The following is a 24,432-nucleotide window of genomic DNA, read 5'->3' as shown; positions in this document are numbered from 1 at the left end:
GGCACCGCGCGCCTGCTTATATAAAGAGAAGGATCAGCCGACCTGGTTGATCGCTTCGCCCACCGCATCGAACAGGCGATCCAGTTCTTGCGGGGTGGTGTTGAAAGTCGGGCCGAACTGCAGGGTGTCGCCGCCGTAGCGAACATAGAAGCCGGCGTTCCACAGCTTCATGGCGATCTCGAACGGACGCACGATGGCATCCCCGTCCCGCGCGGCAATCTGGATGGCACCGGCCAGGCCGTAGTTGCGAATGTCGACGATGTTCTTCGCGCCCTTGACTCCGTGCAGCACACGTTCGAAATGCGGTGCCAGGTCGGCAGCCGACTGCACCAGGTTCTCCTTCTCCAGCAGGTCGAGTGCAGCCAGGCCGGCAGCGCAGGCAACCGGGTGCGCGGAGTAGGTGTAGCCGTGCGGGAATTCGACCGCGTATTCCGGGGTAGGCTGGTTCATGAAGGTCTGGTAGATCTCGCTGCTGGCGATCACCGCGCCCATCGGGATGGCGCCGTTGGTAACCTGCTTGGCGATACACATCAGGTCGGGCGTCACACCAAAGGCGTCGGCACCGAACATGGCACCCATACGGCCAAAACCGGTGATCACTTCGTCGAAGATCAGCAGAATGTTGTGCTGGTCGCAGATCTCGCGCAGGCGCTTGAGGTAGCCCTTGGGCGGTGGCAGTACACCGGCGGAGCCGGCCAGCGGCTCGACGATCAGTGCCGCGATGTTCGACGCATCGTGCAGCTCGATCAGCTTGAGCATCTCGTCGGCCAGGGCGATACCGCCCTCCTCCGGCATCCCCTTGCTGAACGCGTTGCCCGGCAGCAGGGTGTGCGGGATATGGTCCACATCCAGCAACTGGCCGAACATCTTGCGGTTGCCGTTGACGCCGCCCAGGCTGGTGCCGGCGATGTTCACGCCGTGGTAGCCACGGGCACGGCCGATCAGCTTGGTCTTGGTCGCCTGGCCTTTGAGGCGCCAGTAGGCACGCACCATCTTCAGCGCGGTATCGGCGCATTCGGAACCGGAGTTGGTATAGAAGACGTGGTTCAGGTTGCCCGGGGTCAGGTCGGTGATCTTCTCGGCCAGCTGGAACGACAGCGGGTGGCCGAACTGGAAGGCCGGCGAATAATCCAGCACACCCAGCTGACGCGACACCGCTTCCTGAATCTGCTTGCGGGTATGCCCGGCGCCGCAGGTCCACAGCCCCGACAGCGCATCATAGATCTTGCGCCCCTTGTCATCCGTCAGGTAGCTGCCTTCGGCGGCGACGATCAGGCGCGGGTCGCGTTGAAAGTTGCGGTTGGCGGTATAGGGCATCCAGTGCGCATCCAGCTTGAGCTGGCTGGCAAGGCCGAGGGGAGCGTTTTCAGGCAGATTCATGGGACAAACCTCGCAAGGCAATGAGCAACATGAGGGAGGCAAACGTTGTTGCAGCTAAGTTGTCACGGGGATAAAGTCTGAAAAAGCCTACTTTTCTAATCTTCAGTTAGCTGGACACTAAACTATGAGCCGTCGCCCGGAGCCGCTTGCGCAGGTCAGTGATTTCGACATCCGCCTGTTGAAAATCTACCGCAGCGTGGTGGAATGCGGCGGCTTCTCCGCAGCCGAGAACGTGCTGGGCATCGGCCGCTCGGCCATCAGCCAGCAGATGAGCGACCTGGAGCAACGCCTGGGCCTGCGCCTGTGTCAGCGCGGCCGTGCCGGGTTCTCGCTGACCGAAGAGGGCCGCGAGGTGTACCAGAGCGCCCTGCAACTGCTCGGCGCGCTGGAAAGCTTTCGCACCGAGGTCAACGGCCTGCACCAGCACTTGCGCGGCGAGCTGAACATCGGCCTCACCGACAACCTGGTGACCCTGCCGCACATGCGCATCACCCATGCCCTGGCGCAGCTCAAGGACCGGGGGCCGGAGGTACGCATCCAGATCCGCATGATCGCTCCCAGCCAGGTCGAACAGGGCGTGCTCGACGGCAGCCTGCACGTCGGCGTGGTCCCCCAGACCAGCCCGCTGTCGGGGCTCGAGTACCAGCCACTGTACAGTGAGCGCTCACTGCTCTATTGCGCGGTCGGGCACCCGCTGTTCTATGCCGATGACCGCCAGCTGGACGACGACCGCCTCAACAGCCAGGACGCGATCGCCCCCACCTTCCGCCTGCCGGCCGAGATCCAGGCCCAGTATCAGGACCTGCACTGCACCGCCAGCGCCTCGGACCGCGAAGGCATGGCGTTCCTGATTCTTACCGGGCGCTACATCGGCTACCTGCCCGACCACTACGCCAACGCCTGGGTACAGCAGGGGCGCCTGCGCGCCCTCAAACCCGACGAACGCTTCTATGACCTGAGCCTGTGCTGGGTTACCCGCAAGGGACGGCGCCCGCACCTGGTGCTCGAGAGCTTCCTGGACAGCCTGGCGGCCACCCGCTGATGCGGTTTATCGGCTTTTTCGCCGATGAGCGCTTGCCCGCCTGCCACGGCTGGGTTATCAGTGCATGTGCCACACTACCCCGCTCTGTCCGGAATCGCCCATGACCTTCGAAGTCCCCGCACACCGCCTCCAGGCTGCCAGGCCTGCCGGCCGTATCCGCCAGAAGAACGAGCAGGCCATCATCCAGGCTGCCGAAGACGAGTTCGCCCGTCACGGCTTCAAGGGCACCAGCATGAACACCATCGCGCTGAACGCCGGGCTGCCCAAGGCCAACCTGCACTATTACTTCACCAACAAGCTGGGCCTGTACGTGGCGGTGCTGAGCAACATCATCGAGTTGTGGGACAGCACCTTCAACACCCTGAGTGCCGACGACGACCCGGCCGAGGCGCTGAGCCGCTACATTCGCGCCAAGATGGAATTCTCGCGGCGCAACCCGCAGGCCTCGCGGATCTTCGCCATGGAGATCATCAGCGGCGGCCAGTGCCTGACCGACTACTTCAGCCAGGACTACCGCGACTGGTTCAAGGGCCGGGCCGCCGTGTTCGAAAGCTGGATGAATGCCGGCAAGATGGACCGCCTCGACCCGGTGCACCTGATCTTCCTGCTCTGGGGCAGCACCCAGCACTATGCCGACTTCTCCACACAGATCTGCCAGGTAACAGGCCGCAGCCGCCTGACCAAGCAGGACATGGAAGACGCCAGCAACAACCTTATCCACATCATCCTCAAAGGCTGTGGCCTAACCCCACCGAACTGAACCCTGCTTATGCCTTTTACCCTGTTGGACACTTGCGAGTTTCGCGAAGAGATCCGCAAGAGCCGCTTCATCACCCTGGCCGGCCCCATCAGCAGCCCGGCCGAGGCCCAGGCCTTCATCGAACGGCACAGCGACCTGGCCGCCACCCACAACTGCTGGGCCTGGAAACTGGGGGCGCAGTACCGCAGCAGCGACGACGGCGAACCCGGCGGTACGGCCGGGCGCCCGATCCTGGCGGCCATCGAGGCGCAGGACTGCGACCAGGTAGTGGTGCTGGTGATTCGCTGGTACGGCGGCATTCAGCTGGGCACCGGTGGCCTGGCCCGGGCCTATGGCGGTGGCGCCAACAAGTGCCTGCAACAGGCCGAAAAGCGCCTGCTGGTAAGCCGTGTCGAGCTGCACTGCAGTTGCGCATTCAGCGAACTGGCCCTGCTCAAGCTACGCGTCGCCGAAGCCGACGGCCTGGTGATGGACGAGCAGTTCACCGCCAACGGTGTCGACCTGTTGCTGGCGCTTGGCGAGGAGCAGATCGAACCGGTGCAACGACAACTGGCCGACCTGAGCCGCGGGCGCATTCTGCTCGAACGGCGCTGACACTTGCCCACATCCACTGTGGGCCCGGCTGTGGATAACCTCTTAGCACTCGGCTGCAGCCCTTCTGGATCAAGGCTCGCAGAGAAACGATCATATTTTGATCAAGATTTGATGACTGGCCATCAAGCGGCGTCGAATCAGTGACTTATCCCCAGCCAGGTGTCCTCGAGGGCCGCCTCCATGTCCACAAAACCGTGCCTGGCGCTTGCACACAAATACTGTGGAGCAAGCTGTGGATAAACCGTGAGCGCCTGCGCCAAAGGCCTGCCGGCCAATGCTCAGCGTCGATTGATCATTTTATGAGCAGCCTCCAGGCCATGCTACGCTGCGTATCCTCTGCCCACCTGTACGGAGTTATCCCATGACCGCCCCCAAAACCGCACTGATCATTGGCGCATCCCGTGGCCTGGGCCTTGGCCTTGTGCAGCGCCTGCGCGAGCAGGGCTGGAACGTGACCGCCACCGTTCGGGACCCTGCCAGGGCCCCTGCGCTGGCCGCGGTGCCGGGCGTACAGGTCGAGACCCTGGAAATGAACAGCACCGATCAGCTCGATGCACTGCAGGCGCGCCTCAAGGGTCAGACCTTCGACCTGCTGTTCGTCAATGCGGGGGTCAAGGGCCCTGATGACCAGAACCCGGAGCGGGTACAACTGGCGGATATCGGCGAACTATTCATGACCAACAGCGTCGCGCCGATTCGCGTGGCGCAGCGCTTGAGCCCGCAGCTCAACGACAAGGGTGGGGTCATCGCCTTCATGAGCTCGGTGCTGGGCAGCGTGAGCATCCCCGACGCGCCCGACCTGGCCCTGTACAAGGCCAGCAAGGCGGCACTCAATTCCATGATCAACAGCTTCGTCGTGCAGCTGGGCGACACCGGCCTGACCGTGCTGGCCATGCACCCGGGCTGGGTCCAGACCGACATGGGCGGCGAAGGCGCTGAAATCGACGTGCCTACCAGCACGGGCGGGATGGTTGAACAGGTCACCCTCAACAGCGGCAAGGGTGGCCTGCATTTCATCAACTACAAGGGCGAAAAACTGATCTGGTGATCTGACGCGCGGTGGGTGTAGACTCGGCCCTTCGCCCACCGCGGCGGACCTGGATCAGCAGACAGGGCAACACTGAGCTGGCTAACCTGAACCCACTTTCAGAGGAGCCGGCACCATGCCTGCGACCCGTATCTGGTTGAAAAACCCGCTTGCCATCTTTACCGCCAACACCCTCGACGCCCGTGGCGGCCTGGTGCTCGAAGGCGGCATCATCCGCGAAGTCCTCGGCCTCGGCCAAACCCCCGCCACACCTTGCCAGCAGACCTTCGATGCCCGTGAGCACGTGGTACTGCCAGGCCTGATCAACACCCACCACCACTTCTACCAGACCCTTACCCGTGCCTGGGCTCCGGTGGTCAACCAGCCGCTGTTCCCCTGGCTCAAGACGCTGTACCCGGTGTGGGCCCGGCTCACCCCGGCCAAGCTGGAGCTGGCGACCCAGGTAGCCCTGGCCGAACTGCTGCTGTCGGGCTGCACCACCGCTGCCGACCACCACTACCTGTTCCCCGACGGCCTGGAAAACGCCATCGACGTACAAGTGGAGAGTGTGCGCAAACTCGGCATGCGCGCCATGCTCACCCGCGGTTCCATGAGCCTGGGTGAAGCCGATGGTGGCCTGCCACCGCAGCAGACGGTGCAGCAGGGCGAGGTGATCCTGGCCGACAGCCAACGACTTATCCACAGTTACCACGAGCGTGACGCGGGCGCGCAGTTCCAGATCGCCCTGGCCCCCTGCTCACCGTTCTCGGTCACGCCCGAAATCATGCGCGCCAGCGCGACCCTGGCCCAAGAGCTGGACGTGCGCCTGCACACGCATCTGGCCGAAACCCTCGACGAGGAGGACTTCTGCCTGCAGCGCTTTGGCCTGCGTACGGTCGACTATCTGGACAGTGTCGGCTGGCTCGGCCCGCGCACCTGGCTGGCCCACGGCATCCACTTCAACCCCGACGAGATTGCCCGCCTGGGCGCTGCCGGCACCGGCATCTGCCATTGCCCCAGCTCCAACATGCGCCTGGCATCGGGCATCTGCCCCACCGTGGATCTGACCGACGCGGGTGCGCCAGTGGGCCTGGGTGTGGATGGCTCGGCCTCCAACGATGCGTCCAACATGATCCTCGAAACCCGCCAGGCCCTGTACCTGCAGCGCCTGCGCTACGGTGCCGAGGCCATCACCCCCGAGCGCGTGCTGGGCTGGGCCACACGAGGTTCGGCGCAACTGCTGGGGCGCGACGACATCGGCGAGCTGGCCGTGGGCAAGCAGGCCGACCTGGCCCTGTTCAAGCTGGATGAACTGCGTTTTTCCGGCAGCCATGATCCGCTCTCGGCCCTGCTGCTGTGCGGTGCCGACCGGGCCGATCGAGTGATGGTCGGCGGCCGGTGGCGAGTGATCGATGGCCAGATCGAAGGGCTGGACGTGAAGGGCCTGATCGCCGATCACCGCCAGGCCGCCGCGCAACTGATCGCCGGCTAGGCAGCTACAGGCCCAGCAGCGCCAGCATGATGAACGTGGCGAACAGCACGAAGTGGGTCATGCCCTCGATCGCGTTGGTTTCGCCATCGTTCAGGTTGATGGCGCTGACGATCAGCGTGATGAAGATCATCACCGTCTGCACCGGGGTCATGGCCATCTGGAACGGCTGACCGGTGTACAGGGCCATGGCCTCCATCAGCGGCACGGTGAGGATCACCGTCGACAGCGAGGCCCCCAGGGCGATGTTGACCACCGATTGCATGCGGTTGGCCAGCGCCGCGCGCAATGCGGTGAGAATCTCGGGCGCGGCAGAGATGGCCGCTACCACGATTGCCGTCAGTACCGGCGGTGCTCCGCTGCCCTCCAGGCCATAGTCCAGGGTCTTGGACATGACTTCGGCCAGCAGGCCGATCACCACCACCCCCGAAATCAGAATCGCGATCGATCGCGCCTTGTGGCCGCCCGGCGTCCCTGCCACCGGGTCGCGGCGTTTCTTCTGCGGGTAGCTGTAGCTGAAAAAGTAGCTGTGCGGCCCCACCTGCATGCGCAGAAACAGCGTATACAGCACCACCATCGCGCCGATGGTGAAGGCCGAATACAGATGCCACTGGGCTTCGGGGATGAACTCGGGCACCACCATCGATACGCCCATCGCGGTCATGATCATCACGCTGTAGGTGCGTGCCGAATCGTCGTTGTAGCTCTGCTCGCCGTGCTTGAGCCCGCCCATCAACGCGGCCAGGCCCAGGATCCCGTTGATATCGAGCATCACCGCCGAGTAGATGGTATCGCGCACCAGCGTCGGCGAAGCCTCATTGCTCATCATGATGGCCAGGATCACCACCTCCACCAAGACCGCCGACAGGGTCAGGATCATGGTGCCGTAGGGGTCGCCGACCTTTTCCGCCAGCAGCTCGGCATGCTGTGCAACCCGCATCGAGGCGCACACGATCGCCCCCACCAGCGCGAACCCGGCCAACAACGCCACGCCATGGCCATGCCCCAGCAACAGCGGCTCCAATGGCCAGGCCAGCAGGGCGGTCACCACGGCCAGCAGCAAGAGCTTTTCCTGGGTCAGTAGCTTGAGCATCGGTGGCCTTGAACAGAAGGGGTGTGGCTAGAGACTGTAGCTGCTGTGGAAGGTTTCCTGCTGCCGGACCATCCGGCCAGGTTTCGCGCCGCCCCTCGTCAACCGCTGTAGAATGGCGCGCAACCGCACCTTGATGAGAACACGCTATGTACGACTGGCTTAACGCGCTGCCCAAGGCAGAATTGCACCTGCACCTGGAGGGATCGCTCGAGCCCGAACTGCTGTTCGCTCTGGCCGAACGCAATGGCATCGCCCTGCCCTGGAACGATGTGGAGGCCCTGCGCGCGGCCTATGCGTTCAACAACCTGCAGGAGTTCCTCGACCTGTACTACCAGGGCGCCGACGTGCTGCGCACCGAGCAGGACTTCTACGATCTTACCTGGGCCTACCTGCTGCGCTGCAAGGCACAGAACGTGATCCACACCGAACCGTTCTTCGACCCCCAGACCCATACCGACCGGGGCATCCCGTTCGAGGTGGTACTGGCCGGCATCAGCGCAGCCCTCAAGGATGGCCAGCGCAAGCTGGGCATCAGCAGTGGCCTGATCCTGAGCTTCCTGCGCCACCTGAGCGAAGACGAGGCCCACGCCACCCTCGATCAGGCCCTGCCCTTTCGCGATGCCTTCATCGCCGTGGGGCTGGACAGCTCGGAGCAAGGCCACCCGCCCAGCAAGTTCCAGCGCGTGTTCGACCGCGCCCGTAGCGAAGGCTTCCTGACGGTCGCGCACGCCGGCGAGGAAGGCCCGCCCGAGTACATCTGGGAAGCCCTGGACCTGCTCAAGATCCAGCGTATCGACCACGGCGTGCGCGCCATCGAGGACGAGCGCCTGATGCAGCGCATCATCGACGAACAGATCCCGCTGACCGTCTGCCCTCTGTCCAACACCAAGCTGTGCGTGTTCGACCACATGCGCGAACACAACATCCTCGAGATGCTCGAGCGTGGCGTGAAGGTCACGGTGAACTCGGACGACCCAGCCTATTTCGGTGGCTACGTGACCGAGAACTTCCATGCCCTGCATACCCACCTCGGCATGACCCAGGACCAGGCCAGGCGTCTGGCGCAGAACAGCCTGGATGCGCGCCTGCTCAAGCCCTGACCTCTGCGCGGGCAGGTCGACCCATCACCGGTGGGTCGGCCTTGCCCGCCACCTGCGGCTACTCCCCCACCGCCAACGGCATGGGCGACTGTGCAATCAGCGGGATTTCACGCAACCCGGCGGGGGTGACGTGCAAGGCGCGCGAGTCACCGTTCATGCGCACCCAGCCCGACTGCACGAAAAGCCTGAGCAGGCTGCTGCCCAGAGCCCCGCCCAGGTGCGGGCGCTGCTCGCTCCACTCGCTGCAGCAACTGCACGCGCTGCAGGCTCTGCCCTCGCGCAGTGCCAATGCCTCGACGAAGATGCCAAAGTCGGCAAAGTGCAGGCGCCCCAGCGAGCTGACCTCCAACTGGCGGTCGCAGAGCTCCAGCCACTTGGCCTCCTGCAAGCGCTGGTAAAGGTCGGCCGCCAGCTCACCGCCCAGGTGGTCACGGCACAAGCGTGCGCGGCGCATCGCCAGCGGGATCCCCGGCGCCTCCCGGCTGACACGCACGCCCTGACGAAAATGCTCGCGCACCGGCACACTGGCCAGCGCCTCCACAGCGGCGCCCACCTCCGGGGCTGCCAGCCGAAAATACCGTTTGCGCCCGCGCGCCTCTATCTTCAGCAACCCCCCTGCCAGCAGGCGCCCAAGGTGAGCGCAGGTGGAAGAAGGTGTCAGGCCGGTCATCCTGGCCAACTCGTCGGAGGGGCGGGCCAGACCGTCGATCAAGGCCCACAGCATGGCGCTGCGCTTGGGGTCAGCCAGCAGGCTGGCGATCACACTGATACTTGCTACAGGTTTCATATCTGCACTCCCTGCGGATTCCGAAGACGTAACTTGCCCGCCCCTGCAATGGAAACGTCTCTTGCTGGTAACGACTGCGGGGGCAAGTATATGCCGGCCTGTAAGCACTTAAACGGCCTCTATCTCCGGCAAAATTGCCCGTTTTGGGCAACCATGTGGTCTTCTGCAAAGGTCACTTTCGGGTGACGGGCCTTCCGCCCCTGGCACCACAGCCGCATGGGGGCGGCTTTCCCTGCAGAGCGAGGGTTGCGCTCAAGGGCCGATGAGCGCGCAACGCCCTACATCCAAGGTAAACAAGTCATTCAACCTAAAATGAAACGTATGACCCTGATCCAGCGCCCGACAGGCGGCCCTGCCTAGCCGGTCATCGCCAGCAGCGGCTCCAGCAGGTGCCGGCATCTGGCCTTGAGTTCGTCGCGCAGCAACTGCACCGGCTTGCCGAGCTGCGCCCGGTGGGTGCACAGCAGATTCAGCGGCGCAGCTTCACCCCGCACCCCGGGCAGCAGCACTTCGAGGCGCCCGGCCTTCACATCGGCTGCCACATCCAGCCATGACTTGTAGGCAATGCCCACACCTGCCACGGCCCAGCGCCGTACCACGTCGGCGTCGTCGCAAAAGCGGTCGCCACGCACCAGCACCGTCTGTGTCGCGGCCCCGTCACTGAAGCGCCACTGGTCATGCACACGGCCACCCAACTGGTACAGCAGGCAGTTGTGCTCGGCCAGCTGTGCAACCGTCGCCGGTTGGCCATGGCGCGCCAGATAATCAGGTGCGGCGCACAGCACCCGGCGGTTGTCGGGGCACAGGGGCAACGCCACCAGGCTCGAGTCTTCGGGGGTGCCGTAGCGCAGCGCCACATCCACCGGCTGGCGAAACAGGTCGGCATTGCGATCGCCCAGCAGCAGGCGCACGTTCAGCAACGGGTGCGCCTGCTGCAACTGGTCCAACCAGGGCAACAGCACATTGCGTCCGAAATCCGACGGTGCCGACAACTGCAGCACGCCGCTCACCTCGGCCTGGCCCTGAGCCAACGCCCGCCGTCCCTCCTCGAGGCTGGCCAAGGCTACCCGGGCGTGGTTGAGGAACCCCTCGCCTTCAGCGGTCAGGCGCAGACTGCGCGTCGAACGGGCCAGCAGGCGCACCTTCAATTGCGCCTCAAGGCGCTTGAGCGCTGCGCTCGCCACTGCCGGCGAAAGGTCGAGCTGGCGCGCAGCGGCCGACAGGCTGCCCAGTTCCGCGGCGCGCACGAACAGTTGCAGATCATCGGTACGCAGCACTTGTCGGCCTCATTATCAAAAAAAAATTGAAAGTATCTGCCGTTTTATCGGGTTTTAACCCCAAGTGAAAGCACTGATGATGGCGGCACTCCCCCCCCTCAAGGACCTCTTCATGAAAGCCATTGCCTACTATCAATCGTTGCCGATTGCCGACCCCGCCGCGCTGCAGGACATCGAGCTGCCCGCCCCGCAGCCTGGCCCGCGCGACCTGCTGGTGCAGGTGCACGCCATCTCGGTCAACCCGGTCGACACCAAGGTGCGCCAGAACGTGCAGCCCGAGGCCGGCGTGGCCAAGGTGCTGGGGTGGGACGTTGCCGGTGTGGTCAAGGCGGTGGGCAGCGAGGTCAGCCTGTTCCAGCCTGGCGACAAGGTCTACTACGCAGGCTCCATCGCCCGCGCCGGGGGCAACAGCGAGCTGCACGTGGTCGACGAGCGCATCGTCGGGCACATGCCCCGAACTCTGGGTTTCGCCGAAGCCGCCGCATTGCCGCTGACCGCCATTACCGCCTGGGAGCTGCTGTTCGAACGCCTGCAGATCGCCGAAGGCAAGGCCGACCTGGGCCAGAGCCTGCTGATCGTCGGTGGCGCCGGCGGCGTCGGTTCGATCCTGACTCAACTGGCCAGCCAACTGACCGGGCTCAAGGTCATCGCCAGCGCTTCACGCCCCGAAACCCAGGCCTGGGTAAGGGAACTGGGCGCCGATGTGGTAGTCGATCACCGTCAGCCCCTGGCCCAGGCCCTGAAGGCGCAGGGTATCGATAGCGTTACCCACGTTGCCAGCCTCACCCAGACCGACCAGCACCTGGATCAGCTGGTCGAGGCACTCGCCCCGCAGGGCAAGCTGGCGCTGATCGACGACCCCAAGCAGTTGGACGTGACCAAGCTCAAGCGCAAGAGCCTGTCGCTGCACTGGGAATTCATGTACACCCGCTCGCTGTTCGAAACCGCCGACATGCAGGCGCAGCACACGCTGCTCAACCGCGTGGCCGAGCTGATCGACGCAGGCACCCTCAAGACCACCCTGGGCGAGCATTTCGGCCCGATCAACGCAGCCAACCTGCGCCGGGCCCACGCGCTGCTCGAAAGCGGTGCAGCCAAGGGCAAGATCGTGCTGGAAGGGTTCTGAGCCCCTCCGGGCCCCGGCATGACCGTCAGTCAGTACACTGACGCCGGTCATGCCGGGGCCCGGTCGCGGCGCTACAATGCTGCTGCATTTACCCAACCACACAGGTAGGCAGCGATGAAGATTATCGTCAGTGCATCAGCCCGCAAACCCGGGTGCCCGTGGCAGGTTCAGCTCGACCAGCATGTGGTCAGCTTTCGCAGCGAGGCCGAGGCTCGCGCCTTTGTCGACACCCTGCAACAACGCTTGCGGGCCCCGCACCCGCTCAAGCAGGTCGGCTGAGCTGCAGGCGTCGGGTCAACATAGCCACGCCCACCGCCGCCGCACCGCACAGGCTGATGACCAGCGCCATCGGCAGCGCGCTGCCGTCATGCAGCACTCCCACCAGGGCAGCCGCACCCGCCGCCACGCTGAACTGCACGCACCCCAGCAACGCCGAGGCACTGCCGGCGCGGGCACCCTGCCCGCTCATGGCGCAGGCCGAGGCGTTGGGGATGATGCAGCCAAGGCTGGCAATGCACACGAACAGCGGCACCAGCAACGGCCACAGCGCCTGCGTATGCAGCGCGCTGATTCCCAGCAGCACCAGCCCGGCCGCCAGGTATACCCACACCGTGCGGGCCAGCAAAAAGGCAGGCCCACGCTTGGCCAGCAATCGCGCATTCACCTGCGCCACCAGGATGAAGCCCGCCGCATTGCTGCCGAACAGCCAGCCGTAATGTTCGGCCGGTACGCCATAAAGCTTGATGAACACGAAGGGCGACCCGGCGATATAGGCGAACATGCCGGCAATCGCGATGCCGCCGGTCAGTGCATGCCCCATGAACACGCGGTCCTTGAGCAGGCGCCCGTATTGGCGCAACGCTCCCGACAGCGGCTGGCGTGGTTGGCTGGAAGGCAGGCTCTCCGGCAGGCCCAGGGCAACGGCCAGCGTACAGCCGGCGCTGAACAGGGTGAGCACGAGGAAGATCGACTGCCAGCCATACAGGTTGACCAGCACCCCGCCCAGCATCGGGGCGAGGATCGGCGCCAGGCCCATCACCAGCATCAGTTGCGAGAACACCTTGGCCGAAGCCACCGCATCACACTTGTCGCTGACGATGGCCCGCGACAGCACCATCCCTGCGCAACCACCCAGGGCCTGTACAAAACGCGCGGCGATCAGGGCGTCCAGGCTCGGTGCAAAGGCACAGGCCAGCGACGCCAGGGTAAACAGGGTCACCCCGACCAGCAGCGGAATGCGTCGACCGAAGCGGTCGGCCACCGGGCCATAGGCCAGCTGCCCCAGCGACAGGCCCAGGAAATAGGCAGCCAGGGTGGTCTGGATGTGTTTTTCGTCGGTCGCAAAGGCCAGGGCCATTGCCGGGAAGCCGGGCAAGTAGAAATCGATCGCCAACGGCCCGAACGCACTGAGTGCGCCGAGGATCAGGATGGTGCGCAGGTTCATCGGGAATCCATAGCAGGCTAAGCAAGTGCCTTAGTCTAACCGGGCTGCCATGGATAAGCCGCGAATCTTTTGCCGAATTCGCTGGCACGTGCGCCCCTTGTTGGAGCCGGCCTTGCCGTCGACCGAGCGCGCAGCGCTCGCACACCGGAATGCACAGTGCAGCAGACACACCGCCCATGCAGGGTCGGTAGCCGCTTCGCGCCGGTTCGCCAGCAAGGCTGGCTCCTACAGGCGAAGCGGCTACCGGCTTGTTCAGGCCACAAGCTCGGCCTTGTAACCCTCATCGACAATCGCCTGCACGATCTGCGGCGCCTGCAGCGAACTGTCGACGCGCACCTGCTTGCTGGCCAGGTCCACCTCTACGATGGCCTGTGAATCCTGGCTCTGTACCGCACGGGTCACGGCCTTCACACAGTGGCCACAGGTCATGCCTTGAACAGTGAATACTTGCATGGGAACTACCTCCTTGGGATTTGAGCGCAGTCTCAAGCTTGCCATCGGGGCAAGGTCAAGTGCATGCCGAACTGGAAATCCGCGCCAAGCTCGGCCAAGCTGCGCCCTTGTCGAACGATCAGCAGGAGATTCATTCATGGGCAGGGCAGCATTGGGCCTTATCGGTTTGCTCGGGTTGTGCGGCATCGTGCCCCTGGCCAGCGCCGAAGGGCCGTCGGACTACAGCGTGTTGATCATTTCCCGCGAGCGTCTGGAGGTCGCCACGTCCTGCGAGATCGGCATCTACCTCAACGACCAGCTGTCGGCGCGACTGTTCCAGGAACACTCCACCTCGTTCAACCTGCCGAGCGGCCCGGTGAACGTGCGCCTGCGCCTGCTTCCCGGGCAGGCACCGGGTTGCAACAACGGCATCGAGAACCAGCGCAGCACACGAATCAACGTACTGGCGGGCCAGGTCAACAAGTACCGCATCGTCATGGACAACAATGGCCTCAGCCTGAAGAAGGCCGCTCTGGGCTATTGACCTTGCCAATGGGGTAAGGTTGATGCTTGGCGCCTGTCCAAGGAGGAGAGCCCCATGTCCGCATCAACCACCTTCGATCTGCCGATTCAAGGCATGACCTGCGCCAGCTGCGCCGGTCGTGTCGAGCGCGCCCTGCGCAAAGTCGCCGGCGCCGAACACGTCAGCGTCAACCTCGCCACCGAACACGCCCGGGTGCAAGCCCCTGCCGACGCCCTGCCGGCACTGGTCGACGCCGTCAGCCAGGCCGGTTACAGCGTGCCCGCCCAGAGCCTCGAACTGCAGATTGGCGGCATGACCTGCGCCAGCTGTGCCGGGCGCGTGGAGCGGGCCTTGAACAAGGTGCCCGGCGTACAGCGGGTCAGCGTCAACCTGGCCAACGAGCGCGCGCACATCGAGCTGCTGGGGCAGGTCGACAGCGCGCTGCTGATCGACGCGGTGACCCAGGCAGGTTACACGGCCAGCCTGCCGCAAGCGGGCAAGGCCGACCAGGCCGACGCCGAGCGACGCCTGCGCAAGGAGCGCTGGTCGGTCGGCCTGGCCATACTGCTGGCCCTGCCGCTGGTGCTGCCGATGCTGCTGCAGCCCTTCGGCATCCACTGGATGCTGCCGGCCTGGGCACAGTTCGTACTGGCCACCCCCGTGCAGTTCATCCTGGGCGCACGCTTCTATGTCGCGGCCTGGAAGGCGGTACGCGCCGGGGCCGGCAACATGGACCTGCTGGTAGCCCTGGGCACCAGCGCCGGTTACGGCCTGAGCCTGTACGAATGGGCGCGGGCCACCGCAGGCAGCATGCCGCACCTGTATTTCGAAGCCTCGGCGGTGGTCATCGCCCTGGTGCTGCTGGGCAAGTACCTGGAAAGCCGCGCCAAGCGCCAGACCGCCAGTGCCATCCGCGCCCTCGAAGCCCTGCGCCCTGAGCGCGCCCTGCAGGTGATCGACGGCCAGGAGCGCGACGTACCCATCAGCGCCCTGCGCCTGCATGACCTGGTGCGCGTGCTGCCTGGCGAACGCTTCCCGGTGGACGGTGAGGTGATCGAGGGCCAGAGCCATGCCGACGAAGCCCTGATCAGCGGCGAAAGCCTGCCCGTGCCCAAGCAGCCGGGCGACCGCGTGACCGGCGGCGCCATCAACGGCGAAGGCCGCCTGCTGGTAAGTGTGCTGGCCCTGGGTACTGAAACCGTGCTGGCGCGCATCATCCGCCTGGTCGAAGACGCCCAGGCCGCCAAGGCCCCCATCCAGAAACTGGTCGACCGGGTCAGCCAGGTGTTCGTGCCAGCCGTGCTGGTGCTGGCCCTGGCAACCCTGGTCGGCTGGTGGCTGGCCGGCGCGCCAATCGAAACCGCGCTGATCAATGCCGTGGCCGTGCTGGTCATCGCCTGCCCCTGTGCCCTGGGCCTGGCCACACCCACCGCGATCATGGCCGGTACCGGCGTGGCCGCGCGCCACGGCATCCTGATCAAGGACGCCGAAGCGCTGGAGCGTGCCCATGCAGTCAACCGCGTGGTGTTCGACAAGACCGGCACCCTCACTTCCGGCAGCCCGCGCATCGTTCACAGCAAGGCCCAGGGCATCGAGGCAGGCGAACTGCTGCAACTGGCCGGCGCCCTGCAACGCGGCAGCGAACACCCGCTGGCCAAGGCGGTACTGGATGCCTGCCAGGAGCAGGGCCTGACCGTACCCGACATCGACGACAGCCAATCGCTGACCGGCCGCGGCATCGCCGGCCACCTCAATGGCCGCGATCTGGCCCTGGGCAACCGTCGCCTGCTGGAAGAAAGCGGCCTGCAACCGGGTGAACTCGCCACCAGCGCCCAGGCCTGGGAGGCCGAGGGGCGCACCTTGTCGTGGCTGATCGAGCGCGGTGCGCAACCACGGGTGCTGGGCCTGTTCGCCTTCGGCGACAGCCTCAAGCCTGGCGCAGACGCCGCCGTACGCCAGCTGAGCCAACAGGGCATCAGCAGCCACCTGCTGACCGGCGACAACCGCGGTAGCGCCAAGGTGGTGGCCCAGGCCCTTGGCATCAATGACGTGTACGCCGAGGTGCTGCCAGCCGACAAGGCCGCCACTGTTCTCGAACTGAAGAAATCGGGTGTGGTAGCGATGGTGGGTGACGGCATCAACGACGCGCCGGCCCTGGCCGCCGCCGACATCGGCATCGCCATGGGTGGCGGCACCGATGTGGCCATGCAGGCCGCCGGCATCACCCTGATGCGCGGCGACCCGCGCCTGGTACCGGCCGCCCTGGAGATCAGCCGCAAGACCTACGCCAAGATCCGCCAGAACCTGTTCTGGGCCTTCATCTATAACCTGATCGGTATTCCGCTGGCGGCCTTCGGCCTGCTCAACCCGGTGCTGGCCGGTGCGGCCATGGCCCTGTCGAGCGTCAGCGTGGTCAGCAACGCCTTGCTGCTCAAAACCTGGAAACCGCAAACGCCGCCACAGGACGATGCCCCATGAACATCGGACAAGCCGCCAAACGTACCGGCCTGAGCGCCAAGATGATCCGCTACTACGAGTCCATCGGCCTGCTCAAGCCGGCCTCGCGCAGCGACAGTGGCTACCGCCTCTACCAGCAGGACGACCTGCACGCGCTGGCATTCATCAAGCGCTCGCGAGACCTGGGGTTTTCATTGGAGGAAGTGGCCAAACTGCTGACCTTGTGGCAGGACCGCCAGCGCGCCAGCGCCGACGTGAAAGCCCTGGCCAACGAGCATATCGCTGACCTGAACCGGCGCATCGACGAGTTGGTGAGCCTGCGCGATACGCTGAGCGAGCTGGTCGCCCACTGCCAGGGGGACGATCGCCCCGACTGCCCGATCCTCAAGGACCTGGCAGCCGGCAGCTGCTGTCACTAGCGCATTACTGCATCCATGGCGGTGGCGGTTCCTCGGCCTTGGCCGGGCCGTTCTCCGCCTCGGCGCGTGCAGCCTGCCGGCGCGCCTCGTCCAGGCGCGCCGCTTCGATCTCGCGCATCACCCCGTCGACATCGGCGCTGTGCTCGTCCTCCGCGAACTGCCCGCTCAGCGGGCTTTCCGGAGTCAGCTCGCCGGCCTCGTACAACGCCCACATTTCCTTGGCGTAGCGGGTGGCCTTGAGCTCCGGGGCAAACTGGCCGAAGTACCCGGCCATGTTCCCCACGTCGCGCTCGAGCATGCTGAACGCATGGTTGTTGCCGGCCGCATCCACCGCCTGGGGCAGGTCGATGATCACCGGGCCGTCAGGGCCGAGCAGCACGTTGAATTCCGACAGGTCGCCATGCACCAGGCCGGTGCACAGCATCAGCACGATCTGGCGGATCACGAAGTCGTGGTACTCGCGGGCCTGATCGGCCTCCAGGTGCACGTCGTTCAGGCGTGGCGCCGCATCGCCATGGGCATCGGACACCAGCTCCATCAACAGCACGCCATCGAGAAAGTCGAACGGCTTGGGTACCCGCACGCCGGCACTGGCCAGGCGAAACAGGGCTGCCACCTCGGCATTCTGCCAGGCCTCCTCGGCCTCTTTGCGCCCATACTTGGAGCCCTTGGCCATGGCCCGCGCCTGGCGGCTGTTGCGCACCTTGCGGCCCTCCTGGTATTCGGCGGCCTGACGGAAGCTGCGCTTGTTGGCCTCTTTGTAGACCTTGGCGCAGCGCAGCTCGGTACCGCACCGCACCACGTACACCGCGGCTTCCTTGCCACTCATCAGGGGTCGGATGACTTCATCGACCAGCCCGTCTTCTATCAGTGGTTCTATGCGTTTTGGAGTCTTCATCGGCTTTTGTTCTGGGTCCTGTTTTGCCAAACACACGGGTATCACGGGTTGCCGGCCATCGTCTCACAGCCATGAGCCAGATGCGCGCTCACGATACAACAAGGCCCTCAAAGGAAGTGGACCCGATAATGTCCAAATAATTTAATCCCGCCTGCACCGAGTGCCCCCTGGCTTCCCGGACATGGCAGACACTCACTGCCTGAACAGTTCCCCCGGCGTTGCCCCGAACAAGCCCTTGAACGCCACGATGAACGCCGACGTCGACTCATAGCCGCAACCCAGCGCCGCCTGGGTCACGCTCTGCCCCTGCTCCAGCGCCTGCAGCGACGACAGCAGGCGCATGCGCTGGCGCCACCCGCGAAAGCTCAGCCCCGTCTCGCGCTGAAACAACCGCATCAGGGTCTTCTGCGAACGCCCCAGGCGCTCGGCCCAGTAGGCCAGGCCGGCGTCCTGCTCCGGGTGCGCGAGCAATGCATTGCACACCTCGAGCAGGCGCGGGTGCTGCGGCAGCGGCAACGAAAAACCCACCTCGGGCAGCCCCTGCAACTGCTCCAGCAGCACCTGCACCAGATGGGCCTCGGGGCTCTCGCCTTCGGCGTAATCCACCGGGAACAGGCAGAACTGCTTGATCAGCTCACGGGCCAGCGGCGTCACCTCCAGCACCCGGCAGCGCGGCCCGGCCCACGCCGCATCGGCCTGACGCACATACAGGCTGCGCATTTCGGCACGGGTCGAGGTAATCACCTCATGCTCCACCCCGGCCGGTATCCACACGCCCCACTGCGGCGGCGCAAAAAAACTGCCCTCGGCGGTGTACACCCCCAGCACCCCGCTGATCGCATAGGAAAACTGTATCCAGTCGTGTCGATGACGCGGCGTCCACGAGCCGGCCCCCAGGCTTTCGGCACGCGCATACAGTGGCCGCGGCAGGGCATCGAGCAGCGGGATTGGGCGTGGCAGCAGATTTTGTCCGTTACTCGGCATCGCTTGGCCTTGTGTCGCGAGACGGAAGAATGGCCACAGGTTAGCCTGCCGCTTCGTTATTACAAGATGATTCGCAGGCCCGCCTATGCAAGCTCACCTCAAGCGCGTGGTAACCGACTGGTTCCTGTGCGGCATGTTTCTCGCCACCTTCCTCGCCTGGCTGTTCCCGCACTTCGGTGCCAGCGGCGGCTCGATGCACGCCGAATACGTGATCAACATCGGTGTGTTCGTGGTGTTCTTCCTGCACGGCATCAACCTGTCCAGCGAACAGTTCCGCCATGGCCTGAAGAACTGGCGCCTGCACCTGATGGTGCAGGGCTTCACCTTCGTGGTGTTCCCGCTGCTGTGGTGGCTGGGCAACAGCGTGCTGGGCAGCCATGTGCCAGCGCTGCTGATGCTGGGCTTTCTGTACCTGTGCGCCCTGCCCTCGACCATCTCCTCGTCGGTGGCGCTGACCGGCAGCGCCGGCGGCAACGTGCCCGCCGCGATCCTCAACGCCAGCCTGTCCAGCGTGCTGGGCATCTTCCTGACCCCGTGGCTGGTGAGCCTGGTGGTGGGCAACGGCAGCGATGGCATCGACCTGGGCGCCACCCTGCTCGACCTGTGCGCCATGCTCCTGCTGCCGCTGGTGCTGGGGCAGTTGCTGCGCCCGTGGCTGGGCCGCTTCTTTGCCCGCCACAAGCGCTACACCAACGTGATGGACAAGGTGGTGATCCTGCTACTGGTGTACGCGGCGTTCTGCAACTCGATGATCTCGGGGCTGTGGCAGCAGCAGGGTGGCTCGGTACTGCTCACCGCCGTTCTGGGCAGCGCGTTGCTGCTGGCGCTGATCCTGTGGCTGACCACCCGCAGCGCGCGGCTGCTCAGGTTCAGCCAGGCCGACGAGATCGCCGCAGTGTTCTGCGCCAGCAAGAAATCCCTGGCCGCCGGCGCACCGATGGCCGCATTGATCTTCGGCGCCCATCCCGGGCTGGGGCTGATTCTGCTGCCGATCATGATCTATCACCCGCTGCAGTTGATCGTGTGCTCGATCATGGCCGAACACTACGCCAACCGCCCGGCGCCCCTGGCCAAGGAGGCGCCGCTGGTCAGCGCTCGATGATCGCGGTCACGCCCTGCCCGCCCGCGGCGCAGATCGAAATCAGCCCGCGGCCCTGGCCGGCCTCGTCCAGCAGCTTGGCCAGGTTGGCCAGAATGCGCCCGCCGGTAGCGGCGAACGGGTGCCCTGCAGCCAGCGAACTGCCCTTGACGTTGAGCCTGTCGCGGTCGATGGCACCCAACGGCTCGCTCAGGCCCAGCCGGCTCTGGCAGTAGTCGGCGTCTTCCCAGGCCTTCAGCGTGCACAGCACCTGGGCGGCGAAGGCTTCGTGGATCTCGTAGAAGTCGAAGTCCTGAAGGGTCAGGCCGTTGCGCTCCAGCAGTCGAGGTACCGCATAGGCCGGCGCCATCAGCAGCCCCTCCTGGCCTTTGACGAAATCCACCGCAGCATTCTGACCATCGAGAAAATACGCCTTGATCGGCAGGCCGCGCTCGCGGGCCCACTCTTCGCTGGCCAGCAGTACCACCGAAGCGCCATCGGTCAGTGGCGTGGAGTTGCCCGCCGTCAGCGTGCCCTTGGCGCTGCGCTCGAACACCGGCTTGAGGCTGGCAAGTTTCTCCAGGGTCAGGTCCGGGCGCAGGTTGTGATCGCGGGTCAGGCCCAGGAAGGGCGTGAGCAGGTCATCCTGCCAGCCTTCGGCAAACGCCCGGGCCAGGTTCTGGTGGCTGCGCAAGGCCAGCTCGTCCTGCTCGGCACGCCCTATCTGCCAGGTCTGCGCCATCAGCTCGCAGTGCTCGCCCATCGACAGCCCGGTACGCGGCTCGCCATTGCGCGGCAGCTCGGGCTTGAGGTGCCAGGGCCTCAGTTGCAGGAACACCTTGAGCTTGTCGCCCGTGGTCTTGGCCCGATTGGCCTGCAGCAGCAACTTGCGCAGCCCCTCGTTGACCGCAATCGGCGCATCGGAGGTGGTGTCCACGCCGCCGGCAATGCCGCTGTCGATCTGCCCCAGGGCGATCTTGTTGGCCACCATCAGCGCGGTTTCCAGCCCCGTGGCGCAGGCCTGCTGCAGGTCATAGGCCGGGGTCTGCGGCGACAGCCGCGAGCCCAGCACGCATTCGCGGGTCAGGTTCATGTCGCGCGAGTGCTTGAGCACCGCGCCCGCCGCCACTTCGCCCAGTTGCAGGCCATGCAGGCCGAAACGCTCAACCAGCCCTTCGATTGCCGCAGTCAGCATCGCCTGGTTGCTGGCCGTGGCGTAGGGCCCGTTGGAGCGGGCGAACGGGATTCGATTGCCGCCGATGATCGCGACCCGACGTAAAGCGCGCATGCACAGACTTCCTTATTCCGAGACGGGATAGACCCGCTATAGCGTAGGTGTTTTTTCGCCAGTCGAACGACCGAAGGCGAAACATGGTCCACACTTTGGTGCTTAATTTCCGGGAGACGTTCACATGAGCGACCGCTATATCGACTTCGCCAACTCTTCATTCGGTCGGCGCGTGGCCGGTGCCGTCGGCCTGCCCACCCCCGCCCGCCTGGAGCGCTGGGAAGCCGGCAGGCTGCGCCCGGTCGAAGGCGCCCTGCTGCTCGGCGGCGGGCCGCTGGTGACGAACGTGGCCGCCTTTGCCAGGCGCCTGACCGACGAGGTCTACAGCTATGCCGATGAAAGCCTCGAACTGCCGGCCTGGGTCGCGGGCCTGGGGCCCAAGCTCAAGGCCGTGGTGTTCGACGCCAGCCACCTGACCGACAGCGACCAGCTCAAGCAACTGCGCGAGTTCTTCCAGCCGCTGCTGCGCAGCCTGGCTGCCAGTGCGCACATCGTGATCCTGGGGCGCGCGCCCGAATCGCTGGACGACCCGCTGGCCAGCGTGGCGCAGCGGGCCCTGGAAGGTTTCAGCCGTTCGCTGGCCAAGGAACTGCGCAACGGCGCCACCCTGCAACTGCTGTATGTGGACCCGGCCGCGCAGGACCAGCTCGAAGGCGCGCTGCGCTTCTTCCTCTCGCCCAAGAGCGCCTTCATCAGCGGCCAGGTGCTGCGCCTGACCGCCTGCGCCACCCAGGTACAGGACTGGTCGCGCCCGCTGGCCGGGCGCAAGGCGCTGGTCACCGGTGCGGCCCGCGGCATCGGCGCCGCCATCGCCGAAACCCTGGCCCGTGACGGCGCCGAGGTGGTGCTGCTCGACGTGCCCCAGGCCAAGGCCGACCTCGACGCCCTGGCCGCGCGCCTGGGTGGGCGCAGCGTGGCGCTGGACATCTGCGCCAGCGATGCATCGGCGCACCTGCTCGAAGCGCTCCCCGAGGGCATCGACATCGTCGTGCACAACGCCGGCATCACCCGCGACAAGACCCTGGCCAACATGACCCCCGAATACTGGGACGCCGTGCTCGCGGTCAACCTCAAGGCCCCCCAGGTGCTGACCCAGGCGCTGCTCGACGGCGGCGCGCTGCACGACAACGCACGCATCGTGCTGCTGGCCTCGATCAGCGGTATCGCCGGCAACCGCGGGCAGGCCAACTATGCCGCCAGCAAGGCCGGCCTGATCGGCCTGGCCCAGGCCTGGGCGCCGCTGCTGGCCAAGCGGGGTGCCAGCATCAATGCGGTGGCCCCCGGCTTCATCGAAACACGCATGACGGCGGCCATCCCCTTCGCCCTGCGCGAAGCCGGGCGACGCATGAGCTCCCTGGGCCAGGGCGGCCTGCCGCAGGACGTTGCCGAAGCCGTGGCCTGGCTGGGACAGCCCGGCAGTGGCGCGGTCAACGGCCAGGTGCTGCGCGTATGCGGCCAGGCCGTGATGGGGGCATGAGCATGGACCGACACTGGCACGATCTGCACCGCACGCAAGGGCTGAGCGGGCTGTACCTGAAGGCTGCGCGCAAGCGCAGCATCACCGGCGACAGCCTGCCCGCCAGCGGCCTGCACTGCGCCATCGGCGTGAATCCACAGCGCCTGCAGGCCTACCGCAAGCTCTGCCACTTCGGCGACGACAGCCACCTGCCGCCGACCTTCCCCCATGTGATGGCGTTCGCCCTGCAACTGCAACTGCTGACCGCCGACGACTTCCCGTTCCCGCTGCTGGGCCTGGTGCACCTGAACAACCGCATCCGCGTGGTGCGCCCGCTGGGTGGCATCGGCACGCTGCGCTTCAGCGTGTTCGTCGACAACCTGCAGCCCCACGCCAAGGGCGCGACCTTCGACCTGATGACCGAAGCCGAAGACAGCCTGGGGCTGCTCTGGCACGAGCGCAGTCGCATGCTGTGTCGCGGCGTCAAGCTCGAAGGCGAGCCACCCGCCGTCGACACCCCTGAACCGCTGCCTCTGGGCGAGCTGACCCGCTGGTATGCCGACAGCGACATCGGCCGGCGCTACGCCAAGGTCTGCGGCGACTACAACCCCATCCACCTGAGTGCGCTCAGCGCTCGCCTGTTCGGGTTTCCCCAGGCCATCGCCCATGGCATGTGGAGCAAGGCCATGGCGCTGGCCGCGCTGCGCGGGCACCTGCCGCTCAGCGGCTACGAGGTGGACGTGGCCTTTCACAAGCCTGTGCGCCTGCCCAGCGAAGTGGTGCTGGAGGGCAGCGCAGTCGCACCCGACGGCCAGTTCCGCCTGGTAGGCCATGGCGACCTGGTGCACATGACCGGCAGTTGGCACACGCTGCACGAATCTTCTAGACCTGCCTGACGGACCGGGCGATAACGGTTTTCTTTGCCGGTAGCACACGATGAACAGCAACTGGATAGACCTGCGCCAGGAGCCCGATACCGGCATCGAGACCCTGCGCGCGCATTTTCGCGGGCATGCCTATGATCCGCACTGGCACGACAGCTACCTGGTGGGCGTGACCGAACAGGGCGTCCAGCAGTTCACCTGTCGCCGCGCCCGCCACCAGAGCACACCGGGCAAGGTGTTTCTGCTCGAACCCGGCGAGTTGCACGACGGCGATGCGCCCAGCCCCGAGGGCTTCACCTACCGCATGCTCTACCTCGACCCGCAATGGCTGGAGTGCGAGCTGCGCGGCTTCACCGAGCATGCCCCGCCCGCCAGCCAACCCGGTTTTGCCCACACCCTGGCCAGCGACCCGCGCCTGGCAGCGGCCACCGCGTGCGCCTTCCAGTCGCTGCACGAGCCGGAGCTGCGCATGGTGCGCCAGGCGGCACTGGACCAGTTGCTGGAGCACCTGAGCGGGCATCTGCAATGGCGCCGCCGGCTCGACCCCGACCCGCGCCTGCCGCTGGTGGCACAAAGGGCGCGCGACTACCTGCATGCACACCTGCACCACGACATCGGCCTCGAACAACTGGCGGCGGCGTGCAACATCGACCGCTTTCGCCTGAGCCGCGCCTTCAAGGCCGCGTTCGGCCTGGCGCCCCACGCCTACCTGGTGCAACTGCGCCTGGCCCATGCACGCCGGCTGCTGGCGGCAGGGTCGAGCCCGGCACAGGTGGCGCCAGCGCTGGGCTTTGCCGACCAGAGCCACCTGGGACGCTGGTTCCTGCGCGCCTATGGCATGACCCCGGCACAGTACCGCAGGCGCTGCACAAAGCTTCCAGACTGACGCGCGCC

Annotated in this window: 24 protein-coding genes; 15 read left to right on the top strand and 9 right to left on the bottom strand. The window is 65.7% G+C overall.

The genetic code is table 11. The features are described from left to right. Window positions 1-33: 33 nt before the first annotated feature. Window positions 34-1,380, bottom strand: a complete 1,347-nt coding sequence (gene aptA, locus KH389_RS03180) for an omega-aminotransferase AptA (protein WP_043860969.1) — start codon at window positions 1,378-1,380, stop codon at window positions 34-36. Window positions 1,381-1,504: 124 nt separating this feature from the next. Between aptA and KH389_RS03175 the strand changes: the two genes are divergently transcribed. The 5 genes from KH389_RS03175 (at window position 1,505) to KH389_RS03155 (ending at window position 6,295) form a co-directional block, all read left to right on the top strand. Then, entirely contained in the window at window positions 1,505-2,422 is a 918-nt protein-coding gene (locus KH389_RS03175) for a LysR family transcriptional regulator (RefSeq protein ID WP_043860968.1), read from the top strand. A 100-nt stretch (window positions 2,423-2,522) separates the two neighbouring features. After that, window positions 2,523-3,182, top strand: coding sequence for a TetR/AcrR family transcriptional regulator (locus tag KH389_RS03170; RefSeq protein WP_043860967.1), 660 nt, complete (start codon window positions 2,523-2,525; stop codon window positions 3,180-3,182). A gap of 9 nt (window positions 3,183-3,191) precedes the next feature. Next, complete coding sequence (locus tag KH389_RS03165; RefSeq protein WP_043860966.1) at window positions 3,192-3,776, top strand: IMPACT family protein; 585 nt, start codon at window positions 3,192-3,194, stop codon at window positions 3,774-3,776. Window positions 3,777-4,137: 361 nt separating this feature from the next. Continuing rightward, window positions 4,138-4,824, top strand: a complete 687-nt coding sequence (locus KH389_RS03160) for an SDR family oxidoreductase (RefSeq protein WP_043860965.1) — start codon at window positions 4,138-4,140, stop codon at window positions 4,822-4,824. A gap of 115 nt (window positions 4,825-4,939) precedes the next feature. Continuing rightward, complete coding sequence (locus KH389_RS03155; RefSeq protein ID WP_213606869.1) at window positions 4,940-6,295, top strand: 8-oxoguanine deaminase; 1,356 nt, start codon at window positions 4,940-4,942, stop codon at window positions 6,293-6,295. A gap of 4 nt (window positions 6,296-6,299) precedes the next feature. On the opposite strand, the gene KH389_RS03150 is transcribed toward KH389_RS03155, so the two are convergent. Continuing rightward, entirely contained in the window at window positions 6,300-7,385 is a 1,086-nt protein-coding gene (locus KH389_RS03150) for a calcium:cation antiporter (protein WP_043860963.1), read from the bottom strand. Window positions 7,386-7,531: 146 nt separating this feature from the next. On the opposite strand from KH389_RS03150, the gene KH389_RS03145 reads away from it, so the two are divergent. Beyond that, the gene (locus KH389_RS03145) at window positions 7,532-8,485 is read left to right on the top strand and encodes an adenosine deaminase (protein WP_054916632.1); all 954 of its coding nucleotides are present in this window, start codon (window positions 7,532-7,534) and stop codon (window positions 8,483-8,485) included. A gap of 58 nt (window positions 8,486-8,543) precedes the next feature. Here KH389_RS03145 and KH389_RS03140 read toward each other — a convergent pair whose 3' ends face one another. Together KH389_RS03140 and KH389_RS03135 are read right to left on the bottom strand one after the other, a co-directional pair. Next, complete coding sequence (locus tag KH389_RS03140) at window positions 8,544-9,272, bottom strand: ArsR/SmtB family transcription factor (RefSeq protein ID WP_043860961.1); 729 nt, start codon at window positions 9,270-9,272, stop codon at window positions 8,544-8,546. Between the two features lie 356 nt (window positions 9,273-9,628). Then, window positions 9,629-10,549, bottom strand: coding sequence for a LysR family transcriptional regulator (locus tag KH389_RS03135; protein ID WP_043860960.1), 921 nt, complete (start codon window positions 10,547-10,549; stop codon window positions 9,629-9,631). Window positions 10,550-10,661: 112 nt separating this feature from the next. Between KH389_RS03135 and KH389_RS03130 the strand changes: the two genes are divergently transcribed. Both KH389_RS03130 and KH389_RS03125 read left to right on the top strand, forming a co-directional pair. Beyond that, complete coding sequence (locus tag KH389_RS03130) at window positions 10,662-11,675, top strand: zinc-binding alcohol dehydrogenase family protein (protein ID WP_043860959.1); 1,014 nt, start codon at window positions 10,662-10,664, stop codon at window positions 11,673-11,675. Between the two features lie 114 nt (window positions 11,676-11,789). Then, the gene (locus KH389_RS03125) at window positions 11,790-11,954 is read left to right on the top strand and encodes a sensor domain-containing protein (RefSeq protein WP_116052671.1); all 165 of its coding nucleotides are present in this window, start codon (window positions 11,790-11,792) and stop codon (window positions 11,952-11,954) included. On the opposite strand, the gene KH389_RS03120 is transcribed toward KH389_RS03125, so the two are convergent. Both KH389_RS03120 and KH389_RS03115 read right to left on the bottom strand, forming a co-directional pair. Next, window positions 11,938-13,119: a multidrug effflux MFS transporter gene (locus KH389_RS03120; RefSeq protein WP_043860958.1), complete on the bottom strand. Its 1,182-nt coding sequence runs from the start codon at window positions 13,117-13,119 to the stop codon at window positions 11,938-11,940. The two genes, KH389_RS03125 and KH389_RS03120, sit on opposite strands and share 17 nt — an antisense overlap. 252 nt (window positions 13,120-13,371) lie before the next feature. Then, the gene (locus KH389_RS03115) at window positions 13,372-13,572 is read right to left on the bottom strand and encodes a heavy-metal-associated domain-containing protein (protein ID WP_213606867.1); all 201 of its coding nucleotides are present in this window, start codon (window positions 13,570-13,572) and stop codon (window positions 13,372-13,374) included. 136 nt (window positions 13,573-13,708) lie between these two features. Here KH389_RS03115 and KH389_RS03110 point away from each other — a divergent pair, with 136 nt between their 5' ends. From KH389_RS03110 to cueR, 3 genes are read left to right on the top strand one after another with little or no spacing between them, the layout of a single operon-like run. Next, window positions 13,709-14,095: a hypothetical protein gene (locus KH389_RS03110; protein ID WP_213606865.1), complete on the top strand. Its 387-nt coding sequence runs from the start codon at window positions 13,709-13,711 to the stop codon at window positions 14,093-14,095. A 54-nt stretch (window positions 14,096-14,149) separates the two neighbouring features. Next, a complete protein-coding gene (locus KH389_RS03105) occupies window positions 14,150-16,552 on the top strand; it encodes a heavy metal translocating P-type ATPase (protein WP_058540777.1) in 2,403 nt (800 codons plus the stop codon). Further along, complete coding sequence (gene cueR / locus KH389_RS03100; protein ID WP_043860954.1) at window positions 16,549-16,950, top strand: Cu(I)-responsive transcriptional regulator; 402 nt, start codon at window positions 16,549-16,551, stop codon at window positions 16,948-16,950. The genes KH389_RS03105 and cueR overlap by 4 nt, the downstream gene beginning before the upstream one ends. Window positions 16,951-16,954: 4 nt before the next feature. On the opposite strand, the gene KH389_RS03095 is transcribed toward cueR, so the two are convergent. Continuing rightward, window positions 16,955-17,848, bottom strand: a complete 894-nt coding sequence (locus KH389_RS03095) for a PA4780 family RIO1-like protein kinase (RefSeq protein WP_043860953.1) — start codon at window positions 17,846-17,848, stop codon at window positions 16,955-16,957. Window positions 17,849-18,040: 192 nt separating this feature from the next. Beyond that, window positions 18,041-18,832 carry an AraC family transcriptional regulator gene (locus KH389_RS03090; protein ID WP_088514185.1) on the bottom strand — a complete coding sequence of 264 codons (792 nt, stop codon included), beginning with the start codon at window positions 18,830-18,832 and terminating at the stop codon, window positions 18,041-18,043. An 85-nt stretch (window positions 18,833-18,917) separates the two neighbouring features. Between KH389_RS03090 and KH389_RS03085 the strand changes: the two genes are divergently transcribed. Beyond that, complete coding sequence (locus KH389_RS03085) at window positions 18,918-19,934, top strand: bile acid:sodium symporter family protein (RefSeq protein ID WP_213606863.1); 1,017 nt, start codon at window positions 18,918-18,920, stop codon at window positions 19,932-19,934. On the opposite strand, the gene KH389_RS03080 is transcribed toward KH389_RS03085, so the two are convergent. Next, complete coding sequence (locus tag KH389_RS03080; RefSeq protein ID WP_043860950.1) at window positions 19,921-21,198, bottom strand: acetyl-CoA C-acetyltransferase; 1,278 nt, start codon at window positions 21,196-21,198, stop codon at window positions 19,921-19,923. The genes KH389_RS03085 and KH389_RS03080 overlap by 14 nt on opposite strands. A 124-nt stretch (window positions 21,199-21,322) precedes the next feature. On the opposite strand from KH389_RS03080, the gene KH389_RS03075 reads away from it, so the two are divergent. From KH389_RS03075 to KH389_RS03065, 3 genes are read left to right on the top strand one after another with little or no spacing between them, the layout of a single operon-like run. Continuing rightward, window positions 21,323-22,675 (top strand): 3-oxoacyl-ACP reductase, encoded by a 1,353-nt coding sequence (locus KH389_RS03075; protein ID WP_058540781.1) that lies wholly within the window; start codon window positions 21,323-21,325, stop codon window positions 22,673-22,675. Between the two features lie 2 nt (window positions 22,676-22,677). Next, window positions 22,678-23,550, top strand: coding sequence for a MaoC family dehydratase (locus KH389_RS03070; RefSeq protein ID WP_088514183.1), 873 nt, complete (start codon window positions 22,678-22,680; stop codon window positions 23,548-23,550). A gap of 40 nt (window positions 23,551-23,590) precedes the next feature. After that, window positions 23,591-24,424: an AraC family transcriptional regulator gene (locus KH389_RS03065; protein ID WP_213606861.1), complete on the top strand. Its 834-nt coding sequence runs from the start codon at window positions 23,591-23,593 to the stop codon at window positions 24,422-24,424. The last annotated feature ends 8 nt before the right edge of the window (window positions 24,425-24,432 follow it).

The organism is Pseudomonas qingdaonensis (assembly GCF_018398475.1).
Classification (GTDB): Bacteria; Pseudomonadota; Gammaproteobacteria; order Pseudomonadales; family Pseudomonadaceae; genus Aquipseudomonas; species Aquipseudomonas palmensis.
The sequence above is the reverse complement of the archived record's forward strand: the minus strand, read 5'-3'. Positions and strand labels throughout refer to the sequence as shown.

Coding starts and splice junctions, on each gene's coding strand:
- KH389_RS03160 (WP_043860965.1), top strand. CDS start 4,138: ATGACCGCCCCCAAAACCGCACTGATCATTGGCGCATCCCGTGGCCTG.
- KH389_RS03155 (WP_213606869.1), top strand. CDS start 4,940: ATGCCTGCGACCCGTATCTGGTTGAAAAACCCGCTTGCCATCTTTACC.
- KH389_RS03130 (WP_043860959.1), top strand. CDS start 10,662: ATGAAAGCCATTGCCTACTATCAATCGTTGCCGATTGCCGACCCCGCC.
- KH389_RS03115 (WP_213606867.1), bottom strand. CDS start 13,572: ATGCAAGTATTCACTGTTCAAGGCATGACCTGTGGCCACTGTGTGAAG.
- KH389_RS03175 (WP_043860968.1), top strand. CDS start 1,505: ATGAGCCGTCGCCCGGAGCCGCTTGCGCAGGTCAGTGATTTCGACATC.
- KH389_RS03065 (WP_213606861.1), top strand. CDS start 23,591: ATGAACAGCAACTGGATAGACCTGCGCCAGGAGCCCGATACCGGCATC.
- KH389_RS03075 (WP_058540781.1), top strand. CDS start 21,323: ATGAGCGACCGCTATATCGACTTCGCCAACTCTTCATTCGGTCGGCGC.
- KH389_RS03120 (WP_043860958.1), bottom strand. CDS start 13,119: ATGAACCTGCGCACCATCCTGATCCTCGGCGCACTCAGTGCGTTCGGG.
- KH389_RS03090 (WP_088514185.1), bottom strand. CDS start 18,832: ATGCCGAGTAACGGACAAAATCTGCTGCCACGCCCAATCCCGCTGCTC.
- cueR (WP_043860954.1), top strand. CDS start 16,549: ATGAACATCGGACAAGCCGCCAAACGTACCGGCCTGAGCGCCAAGATG.
- KH389_RS03105 (WP_058540777.1), top strand. CDS start 14,150: ATGTCCGCATCAACCACCTTCGATCTGCCGATTCAAGGCATGACCTGC.
- KH389_RS03085 (WP_213606863.1), top strand. CDS start 18,918: ATGCAAGCTCACCTCAAGCGCGTGGTAACCGACTGGTTCCTGTGCGGC.
- KH389_RS03145 (WP_054916632.1), top strand. CDS start 7,532: ATGTACGACTGGCTTAACGCGCTGCCCAAGGCAGAATTGCACCTGCAC.
- KH389_RS03095 (WP_043860953.1), bottom strand. CDS start 17,848: ATGAAGACTCCAAAACGCATAGAACCACTGATAGAAGACGGGCTGGTC.
- KH389_RS03080 (WP_043860950.1), bottom strand. CDS start 21,198: ATGCGCGCTTTACGTCGGGTCGCGATCATCGGCGGCAATCGAATCCCG.
- KH389_RS03070 (WP_088514183.1), top strand. CDS start 22,678: ATGGACCGACACTGGCACGATCTGCACCGCACGCAAGGGCTGAGCGGG.
- KH389_RS03125 (WP_116052671.1), top strand. CDS start 11,790: ATGAAGATTATCGTCAGTGCATCAGCCCGCAAACCCGGGTGCCCGTGG.
- KH389_RS03140 (WP_043860961.1), bottom strand. CDS start 9,272: ATGAAACCTGTAGCAAGTATCAGTGTGATCGCCAGCCTGCTGGCTGAC.
- KH389_RS03150 (WP_043860963.1), bottom strand. CDS start 7,385: ATGCTCAAGCTACTGACCCAGGAAAAGCTCTTGCTGCTGGCCGTGGTG.
- KH389_RS03110 (WP_213606865.1), top strand. CDS start 13,709: ATGGGCAGGGCAGCATTGGGCCTTATCGGTTTGCTCGGGTTGTGCGGC.
- KH389_RS03165 (WP_043860966.1), top strand. CDS start 3,192: ATGCCTTTTACCCTGTTGGACACTTGCGAGTTTCGCGAAGAGATCCGC.
- aptA (WP_043860969.1), bottom strand. CDS start 1,380: ATGAATCTGCCTGAAAACGCTCCCCTCGGCCTTGCCAGCCAGCTCAAG.
- KH389_RS03170 (WP_043860967.1), top strand. CDS start 2,523: ATGACCTTCGAAGTCCCCGCACACCGCCTCCAGGCTGCCAGGCCTGCC.